At 58.8% G+C, this 12,252-nt stretch carries 12 protein-coding genes; 5 read left to right on the plus strand and 7 right to left on the minus strand.

Annotated elements, in window-relative coordinates; translation table 11 throughout:
* Positions 1-10: 10 nt before the first annotated feature.
* The 4 genes from ACA063_RS18420 to ACA063_RS18435 form a co-directional block, all read right to left on the minus strand.
* On the minus strand, positions 11-1,708 hold the full coding sequence (locus ACA063_RS18420) for a DUF1302 domain-containing protein (RefSeq protein WP_497662825.1): 1,698 nt from the start codon (positions 1,706-1,708) through the stop codon (positions 11-13).
* 56 nt (positions 1,709-1,764) lie between these two features.
* Entirely contained in the window at positions 1,765-2,889 is a 1,125-nt protein-coding gene (locus ACA063_RS18425) for an FAD-dependent oxidoreductase (RefSeq protein ID WP_497662826.1), read from the minus strand.
* Between the two features lie 88 nt (positions 2,890-2,977).
* Entirely contained in the window at positions 2,978-3,397 is a 420-nt protein-coding gene (locus ACA063_RS18430; RefSeq protein WP_497662827.1) for a Rieske (2Fe-2S) protein, read from the minus strand.
* 6 nt (positions 3,398-3,403) lie between these two features.
* A complete protein-coding gene (locus ACA063_RS18435; RefSeq protein WP_497662828.1) occupies positions 3,404-4,342 on the minus strand; it encodes a VOC family protein in 939 nt (312 codons plus the stop codon).
* A gap of 269 nt (positions 4,343-4,611) precedes the next feature.
* Here ACA063_RS18435 and ACA063_RS18440 point away from each other — a divergent pair, with 269 nt between their 5' ends.
* Together ACA063_RS18440 and ACA063_RS18445 are read left to right on the plus strand one after the other, a co-directional pair.
* Positions 4,612-5,574 (plus strand): LysR family transcriptional regulator, encoded by a 963-nt coding sequence (locus tag ACA063_RS18440; protein WP_497662829.1) that lies wholly within the window; start codon positions 4,612-4,614, stop codon positions 5,572-5,574.
* A 60-nt stretch (positions 5,575-5,634) separates the two neighbouring features.
* The gene (locus tag ACA063_RS18445) at positions 5,635-6,792 is read left to right on the plus strand and encodes an alpha/beta hydrolase family protein (protein WP_497662830.1); all 1,158 of its coding nucleotides are present in this window, start codon (positions 5,635-5,637) and stop codon (positions 6,790-6,792) included.
* A gap of 75 nt (positions 6,793-6,867) precedes the next feature.
* Here the strand turns inward: ACA063_RS18445 and ACA063_RS18450 are convergent, their stop codons facing one another.
* Positions 6,868-7,254: a nuclear transport factor 2 family protein gene (locus ACA063_RS18450; RefSeq protein ID WP_497662831.1), complete on the minus strand. Its 387-nt coding sequence runs from the start codon at positions 7,252-7,254 to the stop codon at positions 6,868-6,870.
* Between the two features lie 258 nt (positions 7,255-7,512).
* Between ACA063_RS18450 and ACA063_RS18455 the strand changes: the two genes are divergently transcribed.
* Positions 7,513-8,862, plus strand: a complete 1,350-nt coding sequence (locus ACA063_RS18455; protein ID WP_497662832.1) for a metal-dependent hydrolase family protein — start codon at positions 7,513-7,515, stop codon at positions 8,860-8,862.
* 11 nt (positions 8,863-8,873) lie between these two features.
* The gene (locus tag ACA063_RS18460; protein ID WP_162438994.1) at positions 8,874-9,320 is read left to right on the plus strand and encodes a GlcG/HbpS family heme-binding protein; all 447 of its coding nucleotides are present in this window, start codon (positions 8,874-8,876) and stop codon (positions 9,318-9,320) included.
* Here ACA063_RS18460 and ACA063_RS18465 read toward each other — a convergent pair.
* A complete protein-coding gene (locus ACA063_RS18465; RefSeq protein ID WP_497662833.1) occupies positions 9,305-10,240 on the minus strand; it encodes a LysR family transcriptional regulator in 936 nt (311 codons plus the stop codon). The genes ACA063_RS18460 and ACA063_RS18465 overlap by 16 nt on opposite strands.
* Positions 10,241-10,550: 310 nt before the next feature.
* Positions 10,551-11,021 (minus strand): MarR family winged helix-turn-helix transcriptional regulator, encoded by a 471-nt coding sequence (locus ACA063_RS18470; protein ID WP_497662834.1) that lies wholly within the window; start codon positions 11,019-11,021, stop codon positions 10,551-10,553.
* 269 nt (positions 11,022-11,290) lie between these two features.
* Here ACA063_RS18470 and ACA063_RS18475 point away from each other — a divergent pair, with 269 nt between their 5' ends.
* Positions 11,291-12,244, plus strand: coding sequence for a PDR/VanB family oxidoreductase (locus ACA063_RS18475; protein ID WP_497662835.1), 954 nt, complete (start codon positions 11,291-11,293; stop codon positions 12,242-12,244).
* Positions 12,245-12,252: the final 8 nt, after the last annotated feature.

Genomic DNA, 12,252 nt, shown 5'->3' on the forward strand with positions numbered 1-12,252 from the left:
GCAAGTCCTCTTAAAACGTGGTCTTGACGGAGAAAGCCAGGTAGTCCCGGTCTTTCAGCGATTGCTTGTAGTTGAACTGGCTGGCCGCATTGAGGTTGGTGTCCTCGGCGCCGTAGAAATGCGTGTAGGTCAGGCCGGCGGTAACGCGATCCAGGTAGGTCGCGGTAATACCGATGTTCATATCGCCGCCGTTGTCCGGGCCGAAGGAGCTGACCACGGCCGATTTACCCAGCGGGAAGTAGCTGAGACCGACAGGGATACTGATATCGATACCGGAGAAGAACTGGCGATAAGTCGGGGTGTACACCACCTTGAAACCAAGGCCGTCATCGGTGGCATTGGGATCGAGGGCGGCACGGTTCTTCGTGACGTTCAGGAGTCGGTTCCAGGCGATCTCACCGACCAGCCCCGACTCCCTTGCGATGAAGTTCGGCCCGAACGAGGCCAGGACGTTGAGGTTGACGTGAGCCGTACGGCCGACCGCGTAGAGCGCATCGTCATCGTTGTCAGCGACCACGCCAGGCAGGACGGTTTGACCGTTGGAAACCAGCGGCATGTTCCAGCGCATCGAGGCTTCACCGGCGAAGCTGTATTCGTCGACAGTAGTCGAAAAACTCGCTCCAAAGGCGCGAATGTCCTCCGGGTACACCCAGTAGTATTCGCCGATCTGGCCGGTACTGAAGTTCGGCGTACCGGTGGACGGCTTGAGGTACAGCTTGGGTGTTTTGTCGTGATACTGAATCGCGTACAGGCCGTACTCCACCGTTTCCGCGCTGTACTTCAATTGCAGGCCACCCTGCCCCGAACTTCTCGCTTCCTTGTCATTGCCATGGAAGAACGCTGCCGGGCTGCCGGGATTGCCACCGAGGAAAGCAGGAAATGGCGCTCCCACGATCAAGCGTTCGTTGCCTTCACCAATGGTGTCGCTGGTGGAGAAGTAACTGCCGGCCCCCGGCAGGCGCGTCTCTTCCCACTCGAGTTGGTAGTAAGCGCCAAGCGACACATCATCTGTCAGCTGGAGGGTCCCCGACAGTTGATTGACCGGGCGGGTAATTTCCTTGAACTGGGTGTTCGGCACGGACTGCGCCTTCACCACATCGACCGGGCCCATGCCACCGGCAATGCCGTTGGCACCGAAGAACAGGCTCTCGCCCCAGATCAATCCGTGGCGCCCGACACGCACGGACGTGGCGTGATCGGCCAGCTCACCGTTCCAGTACACGAACGCATCGAGCAATTCGCCGTCGCCGCCGTGCAGGTGACGGGTGTCGTCGGTGAATTCGTCGTAGGCCACCGACCGCGCGTTGGCCCGTGCCGGGTCGTCATTATCGTTGTCGTGCTGGTATTCGGTGTCGTACCAGGCGGCGCCGCTGAGGCGTGCGCCGACGTTTTTGAACGACATATCGAGCTCGGAGAGGATGTCCGTGCGATTGGAAATCAGACCCTTTTTGAAGGCCCGATCGCCATCGTCCTGATTGAGTGCCACCTGCCCCTCGGTCAGTTTGCTGCTGGGATTCTGGGTTCGCCAGGCGGCGCTGTACTTCACCGTGTTATCCCAGCGCAGGTTGAAATCCGGATTGCCGGTATCCACCTGAAAGGCATGGACAGCCTGGCTGCACAGCACCAACGCTGCGGCCAATGTGAAACCAAAGGGTGCAGACGTGCAGACCGGGCGGCGCGCAAGCGTCGCAGTCGTGGAACTAACCATCGCGTTAACCTCTTGTTTTTATAGTGGTAACAGCTGTGGGTGAAGGATCTTTTGGATCAGATGGGCTCTGCCGTGCGCGCCAGCATCTGCTTGACCAGGCCGATGCGGTCGAATGCACGGTCGTGTTGCATTTCCTTGTCCCCAGCCAGTACAGAGCTCTCGCTAATGTACTTGCAGCGCTCGAAACGGCGCGTCATGAAGCGCTGGAGCTGTTGCTCGACGCTGCCGTCGCGGGTCAGTTCTTCACTGAGCACGATGGCGTCTTCGATCGCCATACCGGCCCCTTGACCAAGGTGCGGCGTAGTCGCGTGTGCAGCGTCGCCAATCAGCAGGACGCGACTGCGATACCAGGGCTCATCGACAAAGACCACCTCCATCGGCTTGTAAACCACTTGGCTGCTGTCGGTGATTTGTTCGCGCAGCTCACCGATGAGGCCGGTGAAACCCTGTAGGCGTTGGCGCATCTGATCGGCCAGCGTCGCCGGGTCCATCCACGGGTTGGACGGTTCGTGGGACGTGAGAAACAGGTACATCAGGTCACCAGCCAGCGGCACCAGGCCGGCGTTGCCTTCGGCGCTCTGGTAGTTGGCGAGGTGATCGATCTGCGGATCACGCGGGAAGTTGTAGCGCCACACCGACTGGCCGGTGAAACGCGGGGTGTAGGTGTCACCGAACAGCAAATCGCGAACCCTGGAGAACAGACCGTCGGCGCCGACCACCAGGTCGTAGGCAGCGCTAGTGCCATCGGTGAACACTACATCGACGCTGTCGCCTTTATCGTCCAGGGATTCAACGCTCAGACCCAGGCGTACTTGCGCGCCCAGTTCCAGCGCCGTTTCACTGAGGACCTTGTGCAACGCCAGGCGTGAAATGCCAACGTTGGCCGGGTACGCTGGCCCTGCCAGTCGTTGACCGGGGATGCGCGCCAGTTGCTGGCCGCCAGGGCCATAGATGGCGACGTCCTCGAAGGCATACGCCGCATCGAGATACCCATCCAGCACACCCAGCTTGGCCATCTCGCGGACAACGTTGCTTTGCTGGATGATCCCGACGCCGTACACCGTCCACTCCGACTTGAGTTCGATCAGATCGACCTCAATGCCCTTGCGCCGCAGTGCAATGGCGGCACACAAGCCACCAATACCACCGCCCACGATCAGAACTTTGTTCACTGCACTCATGGTTTTCTCACTTTTTTATTCTTGTGATTCGATACAGCGTCGGGCACTGCGTCGTTAGGTCCAGCTTCCCGTCAAAGCAGGGATTTGACTAATCGCGAGTAGGGATGCGATGTATCTCCAAACGCGATACCTCAAGGTGGGTCGATGCGCACTCGGTGCCGGGCATTTGCAGCACCAGCCAGCCCTCCTCCAAACGCCACTGCAACGCCTCCAGTGTCTGGCCCAGACAGGGGCCGTAGACGCATTCACCCGTGCTCGGCAGAAACTGTGCACCGTGCGCGTAACAGACAATCAACTGGCCGTCGGCCGATAAAAAACGATCCTTGCGGTACTCCAGGCGCACGTCCAGATGCGGGCAGCTGTTGCGATAAATCCGCACCTGCCCCTCGTGCACCAAGGCAAAAACACTGTCCCTGCCGCGCTGCAATGGATCGAATCCGCGGGCCTGCCCTTCCACTAGCTCGTCCAGCCGGCACAGGAAAAAATCACTTTGGCTCCTGGCTGACATCTGCACTCAACCTTGCTTGGGTGGTGGACCGCCGGGCGCCCATTTTTCTTTTGAGCTGAACAGAAACAGTTGCGAGTTATCGGCTGACAACGGTGCGCGACGGGCCTCCCAGGCGTCATCGTGTTTGTCCATGTCGGCGTCGTATTCAATATGGCAACCGAGCGGACTGTTGAAGTACCAGAACCAGTTGGAGCCAAAGAGGTGACGGCCAGGGCCCCAGAAACTGGTCCAGCCTTTTTGCTCGAAACGAGTACCGGCCAACAGCACTTCGGTGCCACTGCCCATGTGAAAAGTGAAGTGCTCGCAGCCCTTCATGTGTGGCGGGGTCTGAATCATGAACAGGCAATGGTGATCATCGGAACCTGCCGGGCGCATGAACGGGCCGGCGCCGATGAAGGTGTCCGTGGTCCGAAAGCCCAGGCGCTCGGCATAGAACGCTTCGGCCTTGGCCGCGTCGGGGACGAAATACACCACGTGGGACAAGGTGCGTGGCACCGCGCTCATGTCGAGGGTGATACCGGGCTGGTTCAGCGGGCGTTGTGGCGCATGACCGGCGGCGTTGGTCAGGTCGTCCGGGGCGTCGTACGCCTTGCGCACGGTGACCTGGAAAGCGATCGCGAATCCCATGTCATCGACGCTGTGCAGCACGCCATTTTCCCGGGAGACCTGGCGGTCTCGCGCCAACTCGTCCTCGATGGCGTCGAGGTCCGCCGCGCTGGCAACGCCGTAGACGGTTTCGCGAATCGACGGCGCCGGGCCAATGGCAACCGGCAAGGCTGGATCGTCCGCACGGCGAATGATCACGGCCGTGCCGTCCAGTGCTTCAAAACGCCCGCCATCGCTGTCGACGTCAACCGGCGCAAGGCCATAGTCACGCAGGCAATCGGTACAGGCTTGGATGTCATCGACGCCAAAGATCAGGGCATCAAGGCCAATGATGTTCATGGCTTACCACTCCATTGAAATTATGATCCGGATACTGCTCGACCAGGCCGTTCAGCTGCGCATGGAATCCGGTGGTGGTGTCGGCCAGAGGTCCGACTGCGGCGAAGATTGACGCGCGGTTTGGCAACTGACTAATCGCGAGTGGGGATGCGACCTATCGGCAAACGCGATACCTGATGGCGCGGGATGACCGCGTGAAGACGGGGTTGACGGGACGATCAATTCACCGGAATGTATCGTGAAAATAAATACAACAGTGGGCATGCCTGATGCGCTTCAACCACCTGGATCTCAATCTGTTGGTGGCACTTGATGTATTGCTCGAAGAGCAGAACATCACCCGTGCCGCCGAACGCCTGCACATGACTCAATCCGCAACCAGTGGCGTGCTCGGACGTCTGCGCAGTTATTTCGAAGACGAACTGTTGGTGCAGGTGGGGCGCAAGATGCAGCCCACGCCCTATGCCCAGGAGCTCGCCAAACCGATCCGCGAAGTGCTGCTGACGATTCAGTCCTCAATCACCGCCAAGCCGGTGTTCGACCCCACCACCAGCAAGCGCCATTTTCGGCTGGTGACCTCGGATTACCTGATCAGCGTGCTGTTTGCCCAGGTGATCCAGAAGATCCATCAGGAAGCGCCGAACATCACATTCGAGATGCTTGGCCCTGGTGACAACTCCGGTGAATTACTGGTTCGCGGCGAAGTCGACCTGATGATCGTGCCTGAGCGCTACATCATCGAGGGTCACCCTCACAAGCTGCTGTTCGAAGAAGAACACGTCTGCGTGGTGTGGAACGGCAATACTCAGGTCGGCGATAGCTTGAGCCTTGAACAGTACATGGACATGGGCCACGTCTCCGTCGGTTTCGGTCGCACCCGGCACTTGAGCATCGAAGAGTGGTTCATGAATCAATACGGCTTCAACCGCCGTATCGAGGTCATCACCAATGACTTCAACACCCTGCCGCAACTGGTCGTCGGCACTCAACGCATCGCCACCATGCACCAGCGTCTGGCGCGGTTGTATGCCGAACACCTGCCGCTGCGCATCCTCAATCCTCCCGTGAAAATTCCTGTCATGCGCGAGGTCATGCTGTGGCACCGCAGCGTGGACGGCGATCCGATGCACCGCTGGTTGCGCGAGCGAATCAGCGAATTCATCCAGCATCTGGAGCACGATCATATCGCCGCGCGCGATACCTCTCATCCTGAGTCACGATTGGTCAATTAGCCGGAGCGTCCTTAACGTGTCTTGTTAATGCTCAAGGCAACCATAAGGACAACAACAATCATGTTCCGTTATTTCCCGAACAATTACGTGTGGAATCTCTCCGTCGACCTGGCCATCGAGATGGGCGCCCGCATGGGTGAAATCGAAGAGATGTGTGCGCCGCTGCAGGAAGCCGCCCAGCAGCCCGACGCCGCCGGGACCAAGGCGTTTCGCGAAACCTGGGCCAAGATGGCCGACAAACTCTGCGGCCTGGCCGAGGAAGACGAAGGTAATGGTCGTCTTCTTTCCGCTGGCGAAAAGTACAACCGCGCTGCCACTTATTACCTCACTTGCGAACGACTTCAGGCCCACGGCGCGCCTGGCCGTACCGAGTTGTACCAGCGCTTTTTGCAGACCTTCAAACGCGGTATCGAACTGTCGCGAGAGAACTGCGAGCGCGTTGAAATCCCCTACGAGGGCAAACACATTTCCGGTTTGCTGGTGCGTGCAGAAGGCGTAACCGGTCCCGCCCCGATCCTGGTGCAGGTCAATGGACTGGACTCTACCAAAGAAATGAAATATCGCGTCGGACTGCCGGCGTGGTTGGCAAAACGCGGTGTCTCATCGTTGATCATCGACCAGCCCGGGACAGGCGAAGCCCTGCGCTTGCACAATCTGATTGCCCGTTTCGACAGCGAGCACTGGGCCAGTCGCGTAGTCGACTGGCTGGAGACCCGTAGGGACGTGGATGCCAAACGAATTGGCCTGGAAGGTGTTTCACTGGGCGGCTATTACTGCCCGCGTGCAGTGGCGTTCGAACCACGGTTTGCCTGCGGTGTGGTGTGGGGCGCCAACCATGACTGGCGCGATGTGCAAAAACGTCGCCTGGAGAAAGAAGGCAGCTTCCCCGTCCCGCACTATTGGACGCACGTGCGCTGGGTGTGGGGTGCAAAGGATATGGATGAGTTCATGGCCATTGCCGAGAACGTGCACCTGGACGGCGTACTGGACCGCATCAAGGTTCCGTTCTTGGTGACCCACGGTGAAAAGGATTCGCAGATCCCGCTAAAGTGGGCACAACGCACTTACGAGCAACTGGTCAACAGCCCAAAACGTGAACTTAAAATCTTTACCGAACGCGAAGGCGGCGTGCAGCACTCCAGCTTTGATAACAGCATCAACGCGGGTCACTACATTGCTGACTGGATTGCCGAAACCTTAGGGGGCCACACCGCTTAAAGCGCTTCACACTACACAAAAACGCCGGAAAGCCCTGGGGCTCTCCGGCGTTTTTTCACTGATCGGTAAGTGGATTCAGTTGGGTGCTCGTGTGCCGTGGAACGAGGTGATCTGCCATCCTTGCGCGCCAAACGCCCAGACCTGCGTGGCAAAACCTTCTCCTCGAATCGACTGGTCATCGCCGCGCTTGCGCAAGGTGTTGCACTGCGAACCGGTCATGACCGCCAGATGATCGCCATAAAAGCGGATCAACAGCTCACCTCGCTCAATGTCCAGATACTCCACGGCACATTTCGCGTACTCCAGATACTCCGGCTTGCCCTGCACCAGGCCCGTGGTGTGGACGTACACCAGATCATCGGCGAACAGCTGCGCGACACGCGAATAATCTTCCTCTACTAATGCCCGACGGCGTTCTTGCTCAAGTGCCAGGAGTTCGGCTTTTACGGTTGCGGTGGTCATTGGACTGCACTCAGTAAGTGATGAGCGCGCACCTTAGACGCTCGATCGGGCTCTTAAAAAATCGCCGATCACGATGCCAGCCATCGTGACTCGCGATACCCGCCACCTGATGGTATTCATCGCCGCAAAACCACGGCAGTGCTGCGCCGCAGCACGTATCGACGCCATCAATACTCGAGCATTGATACAAGTTGCTGGTGGCTACCAGGGTCCTGCCCTAGCTTCGCTTTGCATAACAATCCGCAAAGTGAAAACGCCATGTCTGCCCTGCACCTGAAATGCCAGACCCTGTTCGACGGTACTGGCCTGAAAACCCGTCAACAGCAAACCCTGATCGTGGAAAACGGCCTGCTGTCGTATGTGGGACCGACCGCCCTCGCCCCGCAGCTGCAACCGGGAGACAACCTGCTGGACGCCGGCGATAGCTTTGTCATGCCGGGTCTGGTGGATGTGCACACCCATCTGGCTTTCGGCAACGCGCAAAGCGAAGAAGACATTGATATCTGGACCAGTGACGAATTCCGCGCATTGCGTGGCATGTTCTTCGCCCAACATGTGCTGGCCGCCGGCGTGACCAGCATGGTCTGTCCGGGTGATAGCGGCCAACTCAGCATCGCGGTGCGCAACGCGATCGCTGCCGGTTTGTTCGAGGGCCCGCGGATTGCTGCCAGCAGCCGGGTCATCACCAATCGACAGAGCCTCAACGACTGGTTCCCGAGCCGCGTAGGCGCTCCGGAATATTTCACTGCGCGCCTGGTGACCAGCCGCAGCGAAGCGTTGGCTGAAATCCGCAAACAGGCCAAGGATGGCGTGGACCTGATAAAAATTGCCATGGACGGCACGCACCGCCGGCCAAATGGCGAAATCATCGCCGCGTTCACTGCCGAAGAAACCCATGAGATGGTGCAAGAAGCCCATCGCCTGGGCTGCAAAGTGGCGACCCATGCCTATGGCCGTGAGGCGGTGATGTACGCCGCACGCGCCGGTGTCGACCTGGTGTTTCATGCCTTTTACATGGACGACGCGTGTATCGAGGCTCTGCTCCAAGCCGGCAGCATCCTTGCGCCGACCATGACCTTCCCGCAAAACACCGTGGACTTCTGCCAACCCCACGACCCGGCCATCAGCACCGGTTACGCTGGCTACTGTGCCCGCACCCTGGAAATCGGTTCGGCAGTGCTCAAACGTGCCAAGGCCGCTGGCGTGCCTTTCGCGTGTGGCAGCGATAGCGGCTTCGCGGTAACGCCTTACGGGGAGTGGCACGCGCGTGAGCTGGAACTGTTGGTCACCCGACTGGGCTTCACGCCGGCAGAAGCGTTGTATGCCGCCACGGCGGTCGGTGCACGCTGCATGCCTCGCGGTGAGACGATCGGTTCCCTCGAAGTGGGCAAGCAAGCGGACTTTTTGCTACTCGACGGTTCCCCCTTGCACGATATCCGCATTTTACAAGACCGCTCTCGCCTGAAAGCCGTGTACAAGGCTGGCCAGCCTGCGCGTATGGAACGCAGCCCCTACAACCCCAAACAGGTATCCGATTTCAACTCGTTGAAATGGACTGACCTGTACACGCGAGACCGCGTAACCCAATTGGGCAAGTGGGCACAATGAGGATCAACACCATGCAGCAACTCGACTTGATGACCGCCACCGACCTCGCCAGTAACGCCATCCGCATCGCCCGGGAAACGGGCATCAACCCCCTGGCGGTCGCCGTGCTGGATGCCGCGGGTCATCCGTTGGCTGTCTTGCGTGATGAAGGTGCGAGTTTCCTTCGACCACAAATCGCCACTGGCAAGGCACGGGGTTGCCTGGGAATGGGCTTTGGCGGACGCGAACTTGCCCGGCGCGCGCAAGCGATGCCGGCGTTCTTCGATGCCATCAACAGCCTGACCGGCGGCGGGGTAATACCCGTCGCCGGCGGCGTGCTGATCCGCAACGCCGAAGGACTGATTCTGGGCGCCATTGGCATCAGCGGTGACACCTCGGACAACGACGAACGATGCGCCTTGCACGCTATTGCACTGGCTACGCTAGTGGCGGACAACGGTGATCAGATCGTGCGCTGATCAAGCAACGCGGCCTGCTCCGACAACAGGCCGCGAAACCAGAACATGGCCGGGTCATGGTCCTGATAAGGATGCCACTGCAGGACTTGAACGGCGTCGGGAAATGCGAGCGGTGCCGGGAGAATACGCAGTGGATAATGTTGGGCGAAGCGCTGCGCCTGTCGTCGAAATACGGTGGCAATGCGTGAAGTACCGATGATGAATTCCGGTATCAATACGAAGCTTTCAAGAGCCACCGCCACTCGACGTTGAACACCCAACTCATGCAAATGCGCTGCGTCCATCGCCAGGTTTCGGCCATCGGCAAATTCACGAACCACGTGCTCAGCGTTGCAGTAATCGTCCAGGCTCAAACCGTCGCGGAACCGGGTTTGCCCAGCGCAGACGATGCAACAGAGCTGGTCGTTCATCAGCGGTACATGGGGGTAAGCCGGATTCAATCGTCGCTGAGGCACAATCACACAATCACTGCGGCGATAATCGAGCGCTTCGCTGACCACGTCGCCGTCACGCGGTACAGGCATGTCCCGCAAACTCAAGCGCACGCCAGGTGCGATTCGAGCCAGTTCAAGACTGACGGCTGGCAGCAGCACCCCGGCCACGTAGTCGGAAGCCACCAAAGTGAAGTGCCGAACGCAGCTGGCCGGTTCAAAGTTGACCGGTGCATCGACAATTTCCCGGGTCAGTGCCAACGCTTCACGCACTTTTGGAAGCAGCGCCAGACCTAATGCAGTGGGCTCCAGTCGCCGCCCAACCTGGGCCAGCAATGGATCATTGAAATGCTCACGTAAACGTCCTAGCGCCGAACTGGTTGCCGATTGCCCCAGGCACAATCGCTCGGCAGCCCTGCTGACGCTGCATTCACTCAGCAAGGCTTCCAGCGCGACAAGCAAGTTCAAGTCAAGGCGTCGATAACGCATGTTGTGTCCAGTTTTGGTTGATCGGCCGCCATGCCCATCGTGCAGATCAGATCAGAACCAGACCGAAGCCGAGCGACAATTTGCCACCGACACTGAGACGGTTCAGCAAAGCACCCAATAGAGGGCTTCTGACTTGCTCGACCTGGACGCGGCGATAAAGCGATTAGCCATCGACTGAGCCCCTTTATTGTTTTAATTGGGGTCAAAGTTTGACGTGACACAGGGGGGCTGACCAATCGCTTGTCGGGATGCGACCTATCGGTAATCGCGATACCTGAAAAGCTGGAGAGCGCGTCGCCGAGGCGAAGCGTCAAACGTCCTGCGGGTCGTATTCGTTCACGTTGGCGACTTGGGAATGCAGCCGGCCCAACAACTCGACGAGGGTGTCCACTTCCGAAGCAGAGAGCCCGCTGAGCAAGCGCCGCTCTCGCTCCAGTGCAACCTTCAATACTCGTTCATGCAAGGCTTTGCCGCTGTCCGTCAAGCTGACGGTGTAGCGCCGCGCATCCGTCGAATCCACTTGGCTACGAATGTGCCCTGCTGCTTCCAGGGACTGGAGTGAGCGACTGACCGCGCTCTTGTCGAGCCCGATCGTCTGACAGATTCGGTTGGCGGTGATGTCATTTTCAACGGCGAGCATCGAAAGCATCCGCCACTCGACCACACCGATACCGAAGTGTTTGCGATAGCAATGCGAGGCCCCGGCAGAGAGTTTGTTGGACAAAAAATTCAACAGGGCTGGGACATAACGCGTCAGGTTCAGTTGGGATTCTGCGGACATTCAGTGAACACCTATCGGCGGAGCTTTTGAATATTAGTTGACACCGCAACTAAATAATCGGAGGATTTCTCAACCGAACGTCACGGGCGATTCGCTGCATGATATGCCGTCGCCGTGCCTCATAAAAATAATTATCAGGTGTTGGTCATGAAGTCCTCCAATCTCATCGACTCTTCCTTCCTCGTTCCAGCGCCCGGCTGATCCGTCCCCGGCCAGAGCTCTCACCGACGCTTTTTTTCAGCAGCCACTTCAGTGTGGAGGGACAAGTCATGCTTCAAGTCAACGTCACTCGCAAAGCAGACGAAGCCGAAGGCATCTGCAGTTTCGAATTATGTGCGGCCGATGGCAGTACGCTGCCAGCGTTCGAGGCCGGGGCCCATATCGACATTCACATTGCCGATGGCCTCACCCGACAGTACTCCTTGTGCAACGACCCAAGGGAACGTCACCGCTACCTGATCAGTGTTCTCAAGGACCCGAGCTCACGGGGCGGCTCCATAGCCATGCACGAGCAGGTACGGTCGGGGCAAACGCTGACCATCAGCGCTCCGCGTAACCTTTTTCCGCTTGATAGCTCGGCGCAACGACACCTGCTGTTTGGCGGAGGTATCGGTATAACCCCCATGCTGGCCATGGCTTGGGAGCTATCACATCAAGGGGCCGACTTCGAGTTGCACTACTGCTTCCGATCAAGCCAACGCGCTGCGTTCGTGCAGATGCTTGCTCAGACCCCATTCGCTGATCGCATAAGGTTGCATGACGACAGCGGCCCCCAGATCCAGAAGCTCGATGCGTCTGCCCTGCTGAAAGCCCCGGATGACGTCACCCATCTTTATGTGTGCGGGCCGGCCGGATTCATGAATTACATCCTCGATGCCGCGCATAGCGCTGGCTGGCCGCAGGACCGGGTACACAAAGAGTTCTTCGCCGCGGACCCTGTTGATCAAAGCGCCAATGCGCCCTTCGAAGTTGAATTGGCAAGCAGTGGCCAGGTTTTTTGGATCCCTGCCGAACGTACGGTGTTCGAAGTGCTCGACGAGGCTGGCATAGCGATCGAGTCATCTTGCGAACAAGGCGTTTGCGGCACCTGCGTAACCCGCGTACTGAAGGGTATTCCAGAACATCGGGACAAATTCCTGACGGTAGCCGAACACGCCGCAAACGACCGCTTTACCCCCTGCTGCTCACGCGCCAGATCATCGCGCCTTGTTATCGATCTGTGATTTCAAAA

This window comes from Pseudomonas sp. LBUM1643 (genome assembly GCF_059716215.1).